Origin of the sequence: Planctomyces sp. SH-PL14, from assembly GCF_001610835.1 — a bacterium.
Taxonomy (GTDB): domain Bacteria; phylum Planctomycetota; class Planctomycetia; order Planctomycetales; family Planctomycetaceae; genus Planctomyces_A.
The window spans coordinates 6,751,828-6,770,222 of sequence record NZ_CP011270.1; the positions used below are offsets into that span (position 1 = coordinate 6,751,828).

At 65.4% G+C, this 18,395-nt stretch carries 14 protein-coding genes; 10 read left to right on the forward strand and 4 right to left on the reverse strand.

Annotation, left to right across the window (positions count from 1 at the left end):
* Nucleotides 1-44 precede the first annotated feature (44 nt).
* Nucleotides 45-983, forward strand: coding sequence for a class I SAM-dependent methyltransferase (locus tag VT03_RS25865; protein WP_075095677.1), 939 nt, complete (start codon nucleotides 45-47; stop codon nucleotides 981-983).
* Nucleotides 984-1,453: 470 nt separating this feature from the next.
* A complete protein-coding gene (locus VT03_RS25870) occupies nucleotides 1,454-2,659 on the forward strand; it encodes a glycosyltransferase (RefSeq protein WP_075095678.1) in 1,206 nt (401 codons plus the stop codon).
* Between the two features lie 24 nt (nucleotides 2,660-2,683).
* On the opposite strand, the gene VT03_RS25875 is transcribed toward VT03_RS25870, so the two are convergent.
* Both VT03_RS25875 and VT03_RS25880 read right to left on the reverse strand, forming a co-directional pair.
* Nucleotides 2,684-3,103: a hypothetical protein gene (locus VT03_RS25875; protein ID WP_156514758.1), complete on the reverse strand. Its 420-nt coding sequence runs from the start codon at nucleotides 3,101-3,103 to the stop codon at nucleotides 2,684-2,686.
* Between the two features lie 225 nt (nucleotides 3,104-3,328).
* Nucleotides 3,329-4,297 carry a DUF1559 domain-containing protein gene (locus VT03_RS25880; RefSeq protein ID WP_075095680.1) on the reverse strand — a complete coding sequence of 323 codons (969 nt, stop codon included), beginning with the start codon at nucleotides 4,295-4,297 and terminating at the stop codon, nucleotides 3,329-3,331.
* 282 nt (nucleotides 4,298-4,579) lie between these two features.
* On the opposite strand from VT03_RS25880, the gene VT03_RS34370 reads away from it, so the two are divergent.
* Nucleotides 4,580-7,906: a DUF1553 domain-containing protein gene (locus VT03_RS34370; RefSeq protein WP_075095681.1), complete on the forward strand. Its 3,327-nt coding sequence runs from the start codon at nucleotides 4,580-4,582 to the stop codon at nucleotides 7,904-7,906.
* A gap of 169 nt (nucleotides 7,907-8,075) precedes the next feature.
* Complete coding sequence (locus VT03_RS25890) at nucleotides 8,076-9,530, forward strand: DUF1501 domain-containing protein (RefSeq protein ID WP_075095682.1); 1,455 nt, start codon at nucleotides 8,076-8,078, stop codon at nucleotides 9,528-9,530.
* 104 nt (nucleotides 9,531-9,634) lie between these two features.
* Here the strand turns inward: VT03_RS25890 and VT03_RS33805 are convergent, their stop codons facing one another.
* Entirely contained in the window at nucleotides 9,635-10,342 is a 708-nt protein-coding gene (locus VT03_RS33805) for a class I SAM-dependent methyltransferase (RefSeq protein ID WP_075095683.1), read from the reverse strand.
* Between the two features lie 354 nt (nucleotides 10,343-10,696).
* On the opposite strand from VT03_RS33805, the gene VT03_RS25900 reads away from it, so the two are divergent.
* From VT03_RS25900 to VT03_RS25915, 4 genes are all read left to right on the forward strand, one after another.
* Nucleotides 10,697-13,402, forward strand: coding sequence for a M16 family metallopeptidase (locus tag VT03_RS25900; protein ID WP_075095684.1), 2,706 nt, complete (start codon nucleotides 10,697-10,699; stop codon nucleotides 13,400-13,402).
* Between the two features lie 183 nt (nucleotides 13,403-13,585).
* Nucleotides 13,586-14,326, forward strand: a complete 741-nt coding sequence (gene pyrH / locus VT03_RS25905; protein WP_075095685.1) for a UMP kinase — start codon at nucleotides 13,586-13,588, stop codon at nucleotides 14,324-14,326.
* Between the two features lie 434 nt (nucleotides 14,327-14,760).
* A complete protein-coding gene (locus tag VT03_RS25910) occupies nucleotides 14,761-15,393 on the forward strand; it encodes a thioredoxin family protein (protein WP_075095686.1) in 633 nt (210 codons plus the stop codon).
* A gap of 64 nt (nucleotides 15,394-15,457) precedes the next feature.
* A complete protein-coding gene (locus tag VT03_RS25915; protein WP_075095687.1) occupies nucleotides 15,458-16,006 on the forward strand; it encodes a DUF2721 domain-containing protein in 549 nt (182 codons plus the stop codon).
* A gap of 36 nt (nucleotides 16,007-16,042) precedes the next feature.
* Here VT03_RS25915 and VT03_RS25920 read toward each other — a convergent pair whose 3' ends face one another.
* Nucleotides 16,043-16,378, reverse strand: coding sequence for a hypothetical protein (locus tag VT03_RS25920; protein WP_075095688.1), 336 nt, complete (start codon nucleotides 16,376-16,378; stop codon nucleotides 16,043-16,045).
* Nucleotides 16,379-16,534: 156 nt separating this feature from the next.
* Here VT03_RS25920 and VT03_RS25925 point away from each other — a divergent pair, with 156 nt between their 5' ends.
* Together VT03_RS25925 and VT03_RS25930 are read left to right on the forward strand one after the other, a co-directional pair.
* Entirely contained in the window at nucleotides 16,535-17,293 is a 759-nt protein-coding gene (locus tag VT03_RS25925) for a hypothetical protein (protein WP_156514759.1), read from the forward strand.
* Complete coding sequence (locus VT03_RS25930; protein WP_082846547.1) at nucleotides 17,290-18,351, forward strand: DUF1559 domain-containing protein; 1,062 nt, start codon at nucleotides 17,290-17,292, stop codon at nucleotides 18,349-18,351. Before VT03_RS25925 ends, VT03_RS25930 begins: the two co-directional genes overlap by 4 nt.
* The last annotated feature ends 44 nt before the right edge of the window (nucleotides 18,352-18,395 follow it).

Here is an 18,395-nt window from a genome sequence, read left to right on the forward strand (position 1 = left end):
CTCCACAGGGATGACTTCTTGAGCCACCGAACGGCGGAACCGACTTGGGGATCACGCGGACCACGGCCCAGCTCCTGCTTTCCGAGGCGGCGAAGCGGCCGTTTCGCGGCAGCGTCGCGACGCTTGGCCGCCAGCACATCTACTTTTCCCTGGACGACCTGCGGGGCTGGGCGGCGCGGGATGGCGTGACGCTCACCTCCGGCGTGCCGATCCAGCCGCACCGCGAGCCGCACCTCGCCGAGCGCGGCTGGGTCTCCGATGAAACGGTGCTCCGCTCGCTGGGCTTCGAGCGGATCGTCCGGATCGACGTCTCGAACTACGAAGAGGTCGAAGTCCTCTTCGACCTCAATGTCCCGGAGACGCCCCCCGAACTGTGCGGGCAGTTCGACGTGATCCTCAACCTGGGGACGCTGGAGCACGTCTTTCACATTCCGAACGCCCTCGCGCACCTGCACCGCATGCTGCGGCCGGGGGGGCGGATCGTCCACCTGTTTCCCAGCGCCAACTGTCTCGACCACGGGTTCGTCTGCGTCTCGCCGACGTTCGTCACCGACTACTACGCGGCGAACCGCTACCGGATCCACGAAGTCTCGCTGCTGCGGTACCGGACGGATCATGAGCTCTCCGGGATCGACGTCTACGACTACCTGCAGCCGGATCCCTACGGTTGTCCGGTGGGTGGTCTTGACGATCGGATATATCACACGTTCGCGGTTGTTGAGCGGGGGCCGGATTCGACGGCCGCCGTTGTTCCGCAGCAGTCGTTTTACACCGCGCGTTGGGGGGCTGACGGTGTGTCGGACGGGCCGGCTGGGGAGGCTGCGACGAGGTCTCGGGCCGACCGATTGCGGGAAGCGACGGCGGGTTGGCCGGTCGTGCGGAATGTGGCTGCGGCGGCGATTGACGGCTGGCGGTGGCTGCGGCGGACGGTGATGAAGTGGCGGAATCCGGTCCCGTGGAAGTGGGTCCGCCGGCTCCACTGAGCGTTACCGGCCCAAGAACCGGGGTCCAGGGGGAACCCCTGGTGGGGGATGCAAGGGGGCAACGCCCTCTTGCCCGCCGGAGGCCGTCTCGTCGAGAGATGTCTGAAGGAGCACGTATCCAAGCGCGGACATCGTGCCGTATGCCCTCACATCAACCCGCGCGGATTGCAAAGCCAGCGGCATCGGGTGAGGGAGTCCTCAATACCGGTACCGCAAAGGGGACGTCCGTTGCTTACCACGGTTCCTCGCCGGAACGCCTCCGGCGGCAAGGGGGCGTGGCCCCCTTGACCCCTGGCTGCCGTGGCACGTTGGGTTTGAGCTACGGGAGCCGTGCCGGCAAGGACGTGGTTCGAGTGAGGAGGCGAAGCCTGCGGCGTCGGATATTCTGCCTCCAGGGATGAGGACATTGACGTGGTCTTCGAAGCCCGAACCTTGTGTCGATCGACCTCGCGTCCTTAGGAAACAGTCACTTGAGCCGCCGCAGCGTCCTGTTCGTCGTCGGCTCGATGGGAGGGGGCGGGGCGGAACGGCAAATCGTCGAGATCCTGAAGCGGCTCGACCGATCGCGGTTTCGCCCGGTGCTGTACCTGGCCCACAAGCGGGGCGAGCTCCTCGGCGAAGTCCCGGCCGATATCCCGGTGTACTCCTTCTGGGACGACTTCGCAGGGACGATCCGCTCCAAGTTCCACTACCTGCTCGGAACCACCGACCGCGCCCGCTGGCGGCAGATGGCGGAGGTCATCCGGCGGGAGCAGATCGACCTCGTCTTTGACCAGCTGTTCCTGGCGACGCTCGACGCCGCCCAGGCCTGCCACCGGGCAGGCCGGCCGCGGATCTCCGTCTGCCAGTACGAACCGATGGCGGACGTCCGGGAGTACGCCCGAGGCGGTTCGCTCGATCAGGCTATCGCCGTCGCCCGCGATGCCTACTCGTCCGCAGACCGGGTCGTCGCGGTCTCGAACGGGGTCCGCGAGTCACTGATCCGCGACATCGGCGTCCCGCCGGAGCGGATCGAGGTCCATTACAACCTCGTCGATCTGGAGGAGGCGGAACGAAGGTCCGGCGAGTCCGATCCCGGCTTCGATCCGGGGCGGTTTCATCTCCTGACGGTCGCCCGGCTGGCGGAACAGAAAGGGCACGTCTTCCTGATCGAAGCGGTCGATCGCCTTGTCCACCGAGAGGGGCGATCGGAGCTCCTGTGGCACATTGTTGGGACCGGCCCGCTCGAAGAGTCGCTCCGGGCCGAAGTCCGCCGTCGCCATCTCGAAGAGCACATCCGCTTCGAGGGCTTCTGTCCGAACCCGTATCCGTTCTACCGGCATGCGAACCTGTTCTGTCTGCCGTCGAAGAACGAGGGGCTCCCGTGCGTTCTGCTGGAGGCCCTGGCCTGCGGCTTGCCGGTCCTGTCGACCGATTGCCCCAGCGGTCCGCGCGAAGTCCTCGACGGAGGCCGCGCGGGACGTCTCGTTCCTCCCGGCGATCCTATCGCGCTGGCCGAGGCCATCGGCGACTGCCTGGCCCATCCCTCCGCATGGGCTGAACAGGCCCGCATCGGAAAAGGATCCGTCGAGCGGACGTTCGCGATGAACCCGGGCGTTCGCCGGCTCGAAACTCTCTTCGATGAAGTGGCGGCCCGCCCGCGGGAGAATCCCCGTGGAGCGGGCACTTCGCCATGATCCGCCGCGCGTGTCCAGGGACGGTCAGCGCAACTCCAGCGTAAAGTCGTTCCGCTGACCCTTCTCGACCTTCTTGCGGAGGTTCGATTCCATCGGCGAGTTGTACCAGGCGGGAATGACCGACTTCCGCGGCGAGTAGGGATCGTCCGGCTTCGTCGGGACCGACTTCTCGACGAGGATCAGGTGGTCCCCTTCGATCGCGCCGTCCTTGGGGGTGATCGTCGTCAGCGCGAACAGTCCTGCGGCGTCGGTCGTTCCGGTCGCCCGCGGCCCCTGGGCCGGGATGAAGAACACGTTCGCGTCGGCGACCGGCTCCCCGTTGAAGACGATCTTGCCGGTCACCGGCACGGTGCCGATGGACGAACTGCTGCCGCAGCCCGATAGCGCCGCGATCACGGGGAGGGCCGCCAGCACGGACTGGCGAGAGAGAGGGAAGCGCATCATGGGGCTCAAGGAAGCGGGGTGATTTGGAGTCGTGTCAGGACGGGAGAGCCGACGAGCCGCCAATACGGAGGCGCCGTCGTGGTGGGCCAGGCACGGTTCGAGCGGCTTGGACGGAGCTGTCAGAAAGATTGGCCTGCGACGCCCGTCCGCATTGAAAGAGAGGAGGGGCCGTTGTGATTCCAACGGCCCGCTGCTGCCGATCGCAGCCCTCCTGAATAGAACGCGTTAGAACTCGCCCAGCGGCTTGCCGTCCCGCCGGTCTCCGAGCATCTGCAGAGTGGCGTAGTTGATTTCCTGCGCCAGGAACCGCACGGAGCCGTCGCACAGCGTGACGTGGGCGCCGCCCGCGTGCCGCGACTTGAACGCCTGGGCGGTCCCCCAGCTCGTCGTCGTGTTGCAGCCGGTCCCGTAGCCCGGCTCTCCGGGGCAGGTGGGGGCGTTGATTCCGCCGGTCGTTCCGATCCAGAGCGAGTTCATGTGCATCCAGCCGTTCTGAAGATGTGTGGAGCACTTCGGCCGGACTTCGCCCAGGGCGATCGTGTTGCTTGTCCCGTCGACGACGTCGCGGATCTTAGCGGACCAGGGATAGTGCCCCAGGACGCCGGAGATCAGGTTGGCATCGAGCGAGTCCCCGTGAGTCTGGCTGCCGTTCGTGTTGACGGTGTTCCAGCCCGTTCCGCAGACGGAGAAGTTCTGGGCGCCCAGGTTGCCGCCGTAGCTCGTGCAGGCTCGCATGCCGCTCGATGTGTTCTGGCCGCCGCTGAACTTGCCGTCGGTATCGTCGCTCGGACAGAGCAGGTTCGAAATCACCGTCTGGCAGAGGAGCTGCGTCGTCCCGGGTTGGGTCTGCAGGTCCAGATGCTGCGCAAAGGTGAAGTCGATCCGGTTATAGAGTGCCGTCTGATCAAAGTGCGGCAGGAGCATCACCAGGAAGTTGCCGCGGTTATAGGACCAGTTCTGGGCGGCGATGATATTGCCGTTATAGAAGCCTCCCGGGGGAAACTGTCCGGAGGTTTCCGTGTAGTTGTGCAGGGCCAGCCCGAGCTGCTTCAGGTTGTTCTTGCACTGCGACTGCCGCGCCGACTCGCGGGCCTGTTGGACGGCAGGGAGCAGGATGGCGACCAGCACCGCAATGATGGCGATGACGACCAGAAGTTCGATCAGCGTAAATCCACGTCGACGCGCAACCAGCATGGATCAACCCAGGAAGAGAAGAATTGTTCGGCCACGAAGGAAGAGCCTTCACCGCGGGGAGTCTATCGGGCGACTCCAGGGGACGCATCTTCCATAATGATAAATTTTGATGCGACAAAACTGCTTGCGGTGGCGAAATTTCCGGCGTCGCATGTCACCGCTGTGATGCGAATTGCTCCGGTTTTCCGGGCGGTTGGCGTTTGCGCTAACAATGGCGCTGTCGGTCGCTGATTCTCCGACGAGACCATTTGCGAATGCCACGGATCGAATCATACTGATGCAATGCGCTTCACTTTGCTTTCCACTCTTTTGGTCCTGATCTCGGGTCTGGCAACGGGGGCTCCCCCCGATTTTGCCCGCGACGTCCGTCCGATCCTGGAGCAGAACTGCTTCCGGTGTCACGGCGCCGAAAAGCAGATGAGCGGGTATCGGCTCGACCGTCGCGAAATCGCGTTGGCCGGCGGGGAGCTTGGCGAAGCGGCGATCGTCGCGAAGAAGGCGGTCGAGAGTCCGCTGATCCGCTACGTCTCGGGCGAAGACGAGTCGATGCTGATGCCGCCGAAGTCGAGCGGCCTGGCGCGGCTGTCGCCGGAGCAGGTCCAGGTCCTGCGGGACTGGATCGAAGCGGGAGCGGTGTGGCCGGATGACCTCGCCGGCGGACCCGATCCGCGTTTCGACCACTGGGCCTGGAAGAGCGTCCAGCGGCCGTCGATCCCGGCTTCGAACTTCGCGAATCCCGTCGACGCGTTGACCACTGCCAAGCTCGCCGAGAAGAACCTGCGTCTCTCCGAGGAAGCGGACCGGCGGACGCTGATCCGCCGTCTCTCTTACGACCTGATCGGCCTCCCGCCGACTCCCGCCGAGATCGACGCCTTCGTGAAGGACCCGGACCCGCGGGCGTACGAGCGGCTCGTCGACCGGCTCCTGGCCTCGCCGCAATACGGCGAACGGTGGGCCCGCCACTGGCTCGACGTCGTGCGGTTCGCCGAAAGCCACGGCTTCGAGATGAACCAGCCCCGGCCGAACGCCTGGCCGTACCGGGACTATGTCATTGCTGCCTTCAACACCGACAAACCCTACGACCAGTTCGTCCGCGAGCAGCTCGCGGGGGACGTCTATGGCGTCGATGAGGCAACGGGCTTCATCGTCGGCGGACCGTGGGACCAGGTGAAAAGTCCTGACCCGGTCCTGACCGCCCAGCAGCGGGCGGACGAGCTCAACGACATGGTCGGGACGACCGGCAGCACGTTCCTTGGGCTCACTGTGAGCTGCGCCCGCTGCCACGACCACAAGTTCGATCCGATCACGGCGGCGGAGTACTACGCGCTGACGGCCTGCTTCGCCGGCGTGCAGCACGGCGAACGTGGAATGCGTCCGGCCGACTGGGACGAGCGGCAAAAGCGAGCCGGCGAGCTCCGCCAGGAGCTCGCGGCCGTCCAGGCCCGGACGCGGCGCTATCAGCCGCTCGCCCGGACCACCCGGTCCGTGCTGCTCGACAACACTCCCGAAGGGAGCCGGGCGCAGGATGTCGAGGAACTCGAAAAGCCGCGGGGTGTTGCCGCGCACGCCCCGGGGGCGGGGAAGGGGCAGCTCGGATTTGCCGGAGGCCTGGCCGAGCTCCCGAACGTCGGGGGTTCGTACCACTGGTGGACCGGAGTGAAGGACCGCCCGGTGTTCGCCTACCGCCCACGGCTCTCCGGGAATTTCCGCGTGTGGATCTCCTGGGGCTGCGGGTGGCACACGCATGCCCACGACGTGCGATACCTCCTCGACCAAGACGGCGACCCCGCCACGACGGAGGACCAGCGGGAGATCGCCCGCGTCGACCAGCGGATGTTCGCCGACGGTAGCGGCGAGCCGTTCGTCGACAAGCCGTCGTGGAGCGGCTTCCGCGATACGGGCCTCCATCTGCTCCAGCCGGCAACCCGGTTGCTGATCGTGGCGGATGGAACCGGCGACCCCGTGACGGCGGACGCCGTCCTGTTTGAAGAGGTTGCGTCAACGGAGATCGCGGAGCGCGTGACGCCGCATCTGCGTTCCCAGGTCGACCGTGGTGAGAACGTTGAACGCTTTCCGCCCGTGATGGCCCGGTTCGTCCGCTTCCGGATTCAGGAGACGACGGATGCGGAACCGTGTCTCGATGAGCTGGAAGTCTTCACGGCCGAGCCCGGGCCGAGGAACGTGGCCCTCGCGTCGGCCGGCGCCAAAGTCACGTCGTCCGGCGACTACAGCGGGAATGAATTCCACAAGCTTGAGCACGTGAACGACGGCCGCTACGGCAATGAGCGGTCGTGGATCTCAAACGAGCGTGGCGCGGGGTGGGTTCAGATCGAGCTTCCCGAACCGGCTCTGATCGACCGCGTTGTCTGGAGCCGCGACCGGTCGGACAAGCCGAAGTACGCGGACCGGACCGCGAGCCGCTACGAGGTCGCCGTTTCGACGGACGGTGAAAGCTGGACGATCGTCGCTGGCGATCAGGACCGGCTCTCCAGGAACTACCCGCACCGCGTCCCCCCCATCATCGCCTCGTCGGAGATCCGGGAGGAGGAGCGGGAAAGCGTCGCGGCCCTTGCGGCGAGGCAGAAGGATCTGGAGACACAGCTACGCGACGCCGAAACCTTGCCGATGACCTACGCGGGCCGGTTCGTCGCCCCGGGCGAGACGTTCCGCCTCCACCGCGGCGACCCGATGCAGCGGAAGGAGCCGGTGACTCCCGGCGGACTCAAGACGTTCGGCGGGGGATGGGCTCTGCCGGGGAACGCCTCGGACTCCGACCGCCGCGTGGCGCTCGCGAAATGGATCACCGACCCCGCCAACCCGCTCACGGCACGGGTTCTGGTGAACCGGATCTGGCACTATCACTTCGGAACCGGAATCGTCGATACGCCGAGCGACTTCGGGATCAACGGCGGGCGTCCGACGCATCCGGAGCTCCTCGACTGGCTGGCGAGTGAATTCGTCGCCTCCGGCTGGAGCATCAAGGCCCTCCACAGGACGATCCTGACGAGCCGCACGTACCGCCAGGGGAGCGAGGCCCGCGCGGATGGGATGGCGATCGACGCCTCGGACCGGCTGCTGTGGCGGTATCCGCCGCGGCGGCTCGAAGCGGAGCCGTTGCGGGACGCGATCCTCTCGGTGGCGGGGACGATGAATCCGAAGGCTGGGGGCCCCGGCTTCAGCCTCTTCGAGCCGAACACGAACTACGTCCGGGTCTATACGCCGCGGACTGACTTCGGCCCCGATGAATTGCGGCGGATGGTCTACCAGGCCAAGCCCCGCGTGGAGCTCGACACGCTCTTCGGCGCGTTCGACTGTCCGGACGCCGGTCAGATCGCCCCGCGGCGGAACCTGAGCACGACTCCGCTCCAGGCGCTCGGGATGCTCAACAGCGAGTTCATGCAGCAGCAGTCGCAGGCGTTCGCCGAGCGGATCCAGCGCGAGGCTCCCGACTCGGTCGACCGGCAGGTCCGGCTGGCGTTCTCGCTCGCCTTCGGCCGGGAGCCGGAAGCGACCGAGGCGACCGGAGCCGCGGCCCTGGTTCAGCAGCACGGCCTGCCCGCCCTGTGCCGCGCGATCTACAACACGAACGAGTTTTTGACCGTCCGGTAGAAGACCAAATACCAAGACAGAAGATTAAACACCAAGACACCAAGGAGGCACCAAGTTCACCAAGAAGCCACGGGAGTCAGGGCTGGTCCGCTTTGCTCTGTCTCCTGAATCCTTGGTGCCGTCTTTGTGCCTTGGTGTTTCACTCCGGCCTTCCTGAGAACCTCGACTGATGATCGGCCGACAGATCCTGACCCGTCGCGATTTCCTCGACCATGCCCTCACCGGCGCTGCCGGGATGGCTCTCTCATCGCTGCTGGCGCGGGAGACCTTTGCCGCCGCCCCGATCCGGCCAGTGATCGACCCGTCCCGGCCCTATGCCCCCCGCGGCGCGCACTTTGCCTCGCGGGCTAAACGGGTCCTGCTGATCTTCGTCTCCGGGGCGATCAGTCACGTCGACACGTTCGACTACAAGCCGGAACTGGTGAAGCGGCATGACATGCCGATGCCCGGCAGTTCGGGGCTGATCACGTTTCAGGGAGAGAACGGCAATCTCATCAAGCCGATCTGGGACTTCTCGCCGCGCGGTGAGAGCGGAAAGCCGATCAGCAACCTGCTTCCGCACCTCGCTCAGCACGCGGACGACCTCTGTTTCCTCCACGGCATGACCGCCAAGTCCAACACACACGGACCGGCGGAGAACCAGATGTCGACCGGCTTCACGCTCGACGGGTTCCCGAGCGTCGGGGCCTGGGTGACCTACGCCCTCGGTTCGGAGAACGCGAATCTGCCGGCCTTCGTGGCGATCCCCGATCCCCGCGGCGGCCCGCAGGTCGGCCCGCGGCAGTGGGCCTCGGCCTTCCTCCCGGCGGCGTTCCAGGGGACCGCCTTCAACGCCGACAAGCCGATCCCCAACCTCGCCCGCCCGGTGGAGATGAGCGCCGAGAACGACGTCGCGACGCGGGACTTTGTGAAGTTCCTCAATGACCGGCATCTGGAGCGGAACCCCGGCGACACCGACCTGATGGCGCGGATCGCCTCGTACGAGCTTGCTGCGCGGATGCAGCTTGCCGCGGCCGACGTGGCGGACCTGTCGCAGGAGTCGGAATCGACGCTCAAGCTCTATGGGGCCGACGACGCGGAGAACTCCGTGAAGGCCCGGTTCGCCAAGAACTGCATGCTGGCCCGCCGGCTCCTGGAACGGGACGTCCGGTTTGTCCAGGTCATCAACGGCTCCTACGCGATGGGCGAAGGGGTGGGGAACTGGGACGGCCACAAGACCATCGAGAAGCAGTACGGCATTCACGGGCCGATCCTCGATCAGCCGGTCGCCGGTTTGCTGGCGGATATGAAGCAGCGGGGGCTGATGGAGGACACGGTCGTCGCGTTCGTCACCGAGTTCGGCCGGATGCCGACGTTCCAGAAGGGGGCGAACGGCCGGGACCACAATCCGAAGGGGTTCACCTGCTGGCTGGCGGGGGCGGGGGTGAAGCGGGCTTTCAGCTATGGGGCGACGGACGAGTTCGGGTATCAGGCGGTCGAGAACCCGACGACGATTTACGATCTGCATGCCACGCTGCTGCACCTGATCGGCCTCGATCATGAGCGGCTGAGCTTCTACCACAACGGCATTGAGCGGCGTCTGACCGACGTCCACGGGCACGTGCTGCGTGACGTCCTGGCGTGACGGCCGTAATCGCTCTGTCCCATCTGTGTGCATCTGTGTTTATCTGTGGCTAAAAATCTGATCAGCCACAGATAAACACGGATAAACACAGATCAGAAGCTGACTCAGCCGTTGTTGAGATGACCGAGAATCCACTCTCGGCCCGCCTCATGGTTGACGATCGGCAGCTCACCATAATGGTCGCAGAAATATCGGAACCGCTGCGGCCCCAGCTCCGCCTGACGATCCACAAGCTGAACATCATTCGCCAGCTTGCGAACGACACCAACGCCGTGGTCGATCTTGAACAGCCGAAAGTCGAGCCCCGGCGTCGTGGCGAGCTCGAAAGCCACCTTCCAGACATCGCCGGTCCACGTCCGACCAATCGAGATGTCCGGCACATGCTCCTCAATCCAGGTCCGCGGATGCAGGTCGTGAAGAGCGATCCACCCCCCCGGCTCCAGAGCCTTGAGACTGTTCACCACATCGCGGCGAACCTGCTCGTACGTATGAAGCCCGTCGATGAACACGACATGGAATTTCTCCCCCGTGTGGCCCCGAAAGTAATCGTCGCTCGGCATCCGGTGCGTCCCGCCGCGGACCGGATCGACACCGGTCTTATGGCGGGCCATCACGGCATCGAACAGGGCGTTCCAGAAACAGCCGATCTCCAGATACCGCCCCTCGACCTGCTTCGAGAGCAGGAGGTTCACGATCGCGATGCGGTTGTAGGGGATCGCGTACCAGTCGATATCGAACCGGTGTGCCTCCGCGTGGCCGCGATGGGCCCACTCCCGGAACTGACGGCGGACCGATCGGATGAGGGACAGCATGGGGGCGGTGGCGGGGCAGGGGACTCGACGTCGGAACTCTTCACGAAAGAGATCGGACACTACGGCAACGGGTGAGGGAAACGCCAGCCCGCCGGCAACAAGTGCAGGGCTCGCCAAGTGTCCAGAGATCGGCCGACCGGCGCGGCCGGCCCGCGCCGCCCGTCGGCCGCGGGGACCCATCGCAAAATCATTGCTCCCATCGGCCTCCGACGGGGACTGGAGGTTCCCAGCCTTGGAATGCCGTGATACCATCCGCCTGTTCACCATGAACGGCCTAGGATTCTGAGACCACGGACCAGGAACTCGACGATGCAGCTGCGTCTCGCGTTGATCGCTTTGCTTCTAGGACTCTCAATGACCAGCAATTCCAGCGCGGCGGAGCCGCAGAAGGTGACAACCGTCGAGGGGATCACCGAATACGTCCTCGAAAACGGGCTGCGGGTTCTGCTGTTTCCCGATCCCTCCAAGCCGCAGGTGACGGTCAACCTCACGGTCTTCGTCGGCTCCCGCCATGAGGGCTACGGCGAGGCCGGGATGGCCCACCTCTTGGAACACATGCTCTTCAAGGGAACTCCGGCCCATCCGGAGATCCCCAAGGTTCTCAAGGACCACGGGGCGGACTTCAACGGGACGACCTGGCTCGACCGCACCAACTACTTTGAGACCCTCCCGGCGAGCGACGACAACCTCGAGTTCGCCATCCGCCTCGAAGCGGACCGGATGGTCAACAGCTACGTGAAGGGTGAGGACCTCGCGAAGGAAATGACGGTCGTCCGCAACGAATTCGAACGGGGGGAAAACAGCCCGTCCCGGATCCTCGATCAGCGGATGACGTCGGCCTGCTTTGAGTGGCATAACTACGGCAAGTCGACGATCGGCAACCGGGCCGACATCGAGCGCGTGCCGGTCGTGAACCTCAAGAAGTTCTACGAGCGGTTCTACCAGCCGGACAACGCGATGCTGATCGTCGCCGGCCAGTTCGACGAGCAGAAGGCCCTCGAGTTCGCCAACAAGTACTTCGGGATCATTCCCCGGCCCGAGCGAAAGCTCGACGACACCTACACCGAAGAGCCGGCCCAGGACGGCGAGCGCCGCGTGACCCTTCGCCGGGTCGGCGACGTGGCGATCGTCGGGGCGATGTATCACATCTGCGCGGGGCCGCATCCGGACTACGTCCCCATCGACGTCCTGGAGCACGTTCTGACCTCGTCCCCGTCGGGCCGCCTCTACAAGGCGCTCGTCGAGACGAAGCGGTGCGCCAGCATCAGCGGAGCGGCCTACGCCCTCCACGACCCGGGGATCTTCAAGGTCAGTGCCGAGGTCGCCGCCGGGAACGATCCCAATGACGTCCTGACGACGCTCCTAGAAGTCGTCGAGACGGTTGGCGAAAAGGGAGTCACCCAGGAAGAAGTCGAGCGGGCCCAGCGGTACTGGCTGAAGAACTGGGAAAACGCGATGAACGACTCCGCCCAGCTCGCGGTGCAGCTCAGCGAATGGGCGGCCCAGGGGGACTGGCGGCTGCTGTTCCTCTACCGCGACCGGCTGGAGAAGGTCACCCCGGCCGACGTTCAGGAAGTGGCCAAGAAGTACCTGCAGCGGAACAACCGCACCGTCGGCATCTTTGTCCCGACGAAGGAAAGCCAGCGGGTCACCGTCCCGCCGACGCCCGTCCTGGCGGAAATGATCGGCAACTACGAAGGGCGGGAGATGGTCGCCCAGGGTGAGGCGTTCGACGTCTCCGCCGAGAACATTGAAAAGCGGACCAAACGGACGAAGCTCGACAGCGGACTCAAGGCGGCCTTCCTTCCCAAGAAGACCCGCGGGGAGTCGGTCAGCCTCGTGGTCCGGCTGCGGTACGGAACGGTCGACGCGCTGAAAGGGAAGAACGCCGCCAGCGAGATCCTGCCGGCCCTGATGCTGCGGGGAACGAAGAAGCTCTCCCGGCAGCAGATCCAGGACATCCTCGACACGAACAAGGCCCAGCTCATTCCGAGCGGGAGCGCCGGAGAAGCGAGCTTCACGATCGAGACCCGGCGGGCCAATCTGCCGGAGATTCTCGACCTGCTCCGTCAGGTCCTCCGTGAGCCGACGCTGCCGACGGACGAGATGGAGATCATCCGCAACCGCAAACTGGCCGCTCTCAAGCAGCAGCTCACCGATCCGCAATCGCTGGCCCGCGTGGCGGTCTCGCGGTACCTCGGCGAATACCCGGCGGACGATGTCCGCTACGTCCCGACGGTCCAGGAAGAGATCGACCGCTGGACGAACCTGAAGCTTGAGGAAGTTACGAGCCTCTACTCGACGTTCCTCAACGGCCAGTACGGCGAAGTGGCGGTCGTCGGCGACTTCAATCTGGAAGAGGTCGGCCCGGCTCTCGACAAGGCCCTGGCCGGCTGGACGACGAGCGAGAAGTATGAGCGGATCAAGCGGTCGGGACAGGTCGACATCGCTGCCAACACCCGCCAGCAGATCGAGACGCCGGACAAGGAGAACGCCGTTTACCTCGCCGGGACCGTGATCCCGATGGGAGACGCCGCTCCGGACTATCCGGCAATCCTGATCGCCAATCAGGTTCTTGGAAGCAGTGGCCTCTCCTCCCGCCTCGGAGACCGGATCCGCCAGAAGGAAGGGCTGTCGTACGGGGTCGGCTCGATCCTGCGGGCGAGCTCGCTCGACGACCGCTCGACGTTCCTGCTGTACGCGATTACGAACCCGGTCAACATGCCGAAGGTCGAAGCGGCGATGAAGTCCGAGGTCGAGAAGCTCGTGGCCGACGGGGTCACCAGCTCGGAGCTGTCCGATGCTCAGAAGGGGTACCTGGAGAACCTCAAGGTGACCCGCACGAGCGACAACGAGCTCGCCAGCACGCTGGCGGACACGCTCAATACGGACCGGACGATGGAGTACTACACGAAGCTGGAGAAGGCGATTGCCGGACTCAGCACGGAAGTCGTCGCCGATGCCCTCAAGAACCGCCTGATCTGGAAGCGGATCGCGGTGGTTGAGGCGGGCGACTTCGCCAAGGCCGCGAAAGAGGCCAAGGAAGCGGCTCCGCAGTAGTGTTCTGTCCGAAGACACGTCCCGTCACGCATCGCGGATGTCGTGACGGGAAAGCGAAGATGTTGTCTGTTTCTTCGTTGTGGATTGGCGGTCCTCGGCGAATGTTCGGTATGCCGCCGGGCAATCCGTCTCGCCTGGCGGAAGCACCAGCCTCACTTTTGTTCCTCTTCGTTGCGTCGCACCATGTCGTTCAAGCCTGCCTACAAGCGCATCCTCCTCAAGATCAGCGGCGAGTGCTTCTGCCGGAATCGGGAAGGGGGGATCTCGATGTCCGAAGTCGGGGCCGTTTCGGAGCAGATCCGGAAGGTCGCGGAGTCGGGAGTCCAGCTGGCGATCGTCTGCGGCGGGGGGAACATCCTCCGCGGCAAGCAGTTTTCGGCGGTGAGCGCGGCGATCCAGCCAGCGACAGCTCACTACATGGGGATGCTGGCGACGATCATCAACGGTCTCGCGCTGCACGACGCCCTGGAGAATATCGGCGTGCCGACGCGGCTGCAGACGGCGATCCGGATGGAGAGCGTGGCGGAGCCGTTCATTCGGCGGCGGTGCATTCGGCATCTGGAGAAGAACCGCGTCGTGATCCTTTCGGGGGGGACGGGGAGCCCGTTCGTGACGACGGACACGGCCGCTGCGCTCCGGTCGCGGGAGATTGAGGCGGATGCGCTGCTCAAGGCGACGCGTGTGGACGGGATTTACTCGGAGGATCCGGAGAAGAATCCGCATGCTGTCCGGTACAGCGAGATCAGTTATCAGGACGTGCTGACGAAGCGGCTCGGTGTAATGGACCTTCAGGCGGTGCATCATTGCATGGAAGGGAAGATTCCGATCGTGGTGTTCAATTATCTCCGCGAGGGGAATGTGGAGCGGGCGGTGGCTGGTGAGCGGATCGGCACGCTGGTCCATGGTCAGGCGCAGAGCGTCTGAAGGAACGTCGTCCTATACCGGGGTCCAGGGGGTAACCCCTGGTGGGGAGTGCAGAGGGGCAACGCCCCTTTGCCCGCCGGAGGCCGTCTCGCCGAGAGATGTCTGAAGGAGTGAGTGTCCAGGCGCGGACACGTTGTCGGATGCCCCCTCACCAACCCGCTGCGGATTCCAGTGCGAGCGCTGAGTCCTCAACGCCGGTTCCACAAAGCGGACGTCCGTTGTTTGCCACGGTTCTTCATTGAAGTGCCTCCGGCGGCAAGGGGGCGTGGCCCCCTTGACCCCAGGCTGCCGTGGCACGTTGGGTTTGAGCTATAGAGTCCGTCCGGCAGGGACGATCGCTTGAGGAACGCACCTCGCGGTCGCCACACTCCTGAGACAGTCACAGCTCCACCGGTTCCCCAGCAAGGCTCCGGACTGGTCGACAGGAGGCGGAAATGACGCGGTTCCTATCAGCCCTGCTCCTCACAGGACTTCTCGTCGCGGGAGCCGCGGCTCCCCAGCCCGCCCCGGCCGGCGAGTTCAACGAAGTCCTCTCCGTCGGCGATACCGCCCCGAAGTGGGAGAACCTCCCCGGCACAGACGGGAAACAGCACTCCCTTACCGATCTGGCCGACAAGCCGGTCGTGGTCGTCGTGTTCACCTGCGCCAGTTGCCCCTTCGCCGTCGCCTACGAGCAGCGGATCGGCGAACTGATCGCCCAGCGCGGCGGCCCCGAGGGGAAAGTCGCCGTCGTTCCGATCTGCGTCAACAACGTCACGGGCGATGACCTTGAGGCCCTCAAGAAACGGGTCGAAACCAAATCGCTCCCGTTCCACTACCTGCACGACAAGTCCCAGAAGATCGCCAAGGACTTCGGAGCCAACTTCACCCCCGAGTTCTACGTCCTCGATAAGGACCGCAAGGTCGTCTACATGGGAGCCATGGACGACAACGCCGACGCCGCCAAGGTGAAGACCAAGTACCTCGATGCCGCGATCACGGCGGCCCTCGAAGGAAAGACTCCCGAGAAGAAGGAAGTGATCGCCCACGGCTGCCGGATCCGCTACGCCCGCGAGCGCCGCTCCTGAACCACGCTCTCCGCAACTGTCCGCCCGCCTCTCTCCCCGAGTCGTTCGTCCCGATCAAGCCATCTTGCTCTCCGAGAACCCGCTCAGCGTCCTGACCTTCATCGTGGCTCCCGCGATCCTGACCAACGCGTCGTCGGTCATGGCTCTCGGCACGTCGAACCGCTTCGCCCGGGCCATCGACCGCCTGCGGACGCTCGTCTCGCAGGTCGAAGGGAAAGACCCGCGGCTGAGCCCCGAGATCGCCCTCAAGGTCCGCCAGCTCCGGGTGGCCGAGCGGCGGGGACTCTACCTGGTGCGGGCCCTGACGGCGTTCTACGTCTCCGTCGGTTCGTTCTCGGCGGCCGCCCTCATGTCGCTCCTGGCGGCGGGGCTGTTCGTCGGGACCCTGGCGAGCGCGGGCTACTTTCTCCTCGCCACGGCTCTGACATCAGGCTGCGTCGGCGTGGGAGGGCTCGTGACGGGGACGTCGCTGCTCGTCCTCGAGACGCGAATGACGCTCCGCATCCTGACCGAGGAAGCGGAGTTCATGCTGCAGCGGGCGACATCCCGTGGAGAGAGCGGCGAAGTCCTCGGTCCGGGGCGACCCGGCGAAAACTGGCCGACCCCGCCTTGAAACGCCGCCGCAATGCATCGTCGCGAGACGCAGCCCTTACCGGTAAGAAGCCGGCTTCCCCTTGATGGCGTCCTTGATCGCCTGGTCACGGATCGAAGACATTCGCTTCTCAGCCTCGAATTCCTTCCGCTTCGGGAGCGGAACGAGACCGTCCTTGTCCTTGGCCGGCGCGTTGGGCTTACGGAGCAGAGCCTCGCGGATCTTGTCGGCGGTGGCCTTGGACTCCTTCATCGCCTTGGCCTGCGTGTAGGTGTCGTGATAGACACGAGATCCGCGGGCGATGACACGGCGATCCACGAAGTCCTCGATCTCCTCCCGTTCGGCGGCTTTGTCAACCGGGGCGGGGGCGGAGGCGGGCTTGTTCGCGGCCATACAGATCGGTCCAAAAACTTCACAGCGAATTGTTTCCGGCAGTATAGCGTGATCGGGGTCAATCTCACAGGACGGGCAAAAACCGCCTTGACGATTTCCGAAACGATGTGCGTATAAAGATTGGCCTCGCGGGTTTCGGTGATTTGGGGCGGAACGATGGAAACGGACGATCGACCGCAGGGAACGACACGGGCCGGGGCGATTGTCCTGGTCGGTCTGGCGGCCCTCGTGTCGGCCGAGCCGGCCGCGGCGGGGATGCCGTCGATCACCCTCACCGACGTTGCCCGGGCCCGTCTGGACGCCATCTCGTTCTTCGCCATGGGCCTGCTTCTGGCGGCGGGAGCCTTCCGCTGGCTTTGGAATTCGCTCGTCCGGGACGTCCCCTGGCTGCCGCAACTCAGCTACCGCCGGGCCCTGGGCTGGACGGTCCTGTGGGGCCTCCTGTTCCTGATCGTCCTGACGATGATCTCCGGAGCCCGGGAGCTGCTGACGCCAGGAGCGTGGGAGAAGGTCGGCTTCACGTACCGGGTCAAGGAATCGGCCACCGCGCCGGCCCCCGGAGTCTCCAAAGAGGACCGGATCCGCGGGCTCGAGACGCTGCGGCTCGTGCTCTGGAGTCACGCTGCCCGCCATGAAGGCCGCCTCCCCTCTTCGAAGGAGGAGGCGGAGTTCGCCGCCGAGTTCTGGAGGCAGCCCGGCCATCCCGCGATCGAATACATCTACCGCGGCGGTCTCGAGATCGGCAAAGAGGCCCGGCCGCTGGCGATCGAGTACGACCTCTACGGCGACGGGCAGTGGGCCCTCTATTCCGACGGGGCCGTTCGCCCTTTCCCCGGCGTCGAGCCGGTCTCCGCCGCCGCTCCCGCCGCGACTCCAGCGAGCCAGCCGCGAGAGGCTCGGGGGGAACAGCCATGAGAGGGCGACCTCTGGGATGCGCGGCGACTCTCGGCGTCGTGGGCCTCCTGCTGGCGTTCATCGGTCTGGTCGTCCCGCTCGACGCCGCCTTCGCCCTCGCGTTCGGCTGGCTGCGGCATTCCTGGCGACTGGCGAGCCAGGTCCGCCTCGAGCCGATCCAGCTCGGAACGTTTCTCGTGCTGACGTTCATCGCGGTGGGCCTCTTCCGCCGGTTGATGATGACCGAGGGGCCGCCGCCGACTGAGGCTCCGGACCACCCGGAGACTCGATCGGCTCGTCGGCTCCCCGCCGGATTCGCCTGGCGAGCGGTGGCTCTCTGCCTTGTCGCGTTCACGGCGGGAATCGCCATGGTCGGGGTCGCCCACCAGTTGGCTTGGCTGGCCGTCTCTCCGGAGCCCTGGACGGAGAACCGTTTTTCGCTCTCCATCGCAGGGAGTATCAGTGGCAGACATCTCCACACGATTGCCCACGGCGTCTCCTTGCACGAAGACGAGTTCCAGAAACTTCCGGGAACCGGCGCCTACTCCGCCGGCGGAGGCGCCCTTCACAGCTGGATGACAAGGCTGCTTCCGTATGTTGGACATCCGGAACTGTATCGCCGGATCGACGTCGGGAGATCGTGGCGGGATCCTGTGAACGCCGACCCGCTCTCCCAGACCGTCGAGGAATTCGGGTATCCCGAGCGGGAGCGAATCGTTCTCCCCGAATCGATCGAAGGGCGGGGGATAGCGACGTATGCCGGGAACGTTCGGGTTCTCGGACCGAATGGATGCGAGACGTCCCGGGAGGTGAAGGATGGTCTCGCCCAGACACTCTTCCTCGGCGAGATCCGCGAGAACTTTCGGGCCTGGGGAGATCCGTCCAATCTGCGGGACCCGGCGCTCGGGGTGAACCGTTCGCCAGTCGGGTTCGGTGCGCCTTGGTCGTACGGGACGCAATTTGTGATGGGCGACGGCTCGGTCCGCCGTATCTCGGACCGGGTGTCGCCAGAAGTCCTACTCCAACTCGCGACGCCGAATGCCGGCGATGGTGGAAGCGAGCTGCTCGATCCGTTCTGAGGGAGGCCGGGGCGGCGGCGGGGCTGGCCGCGCCTGCCGTGAAA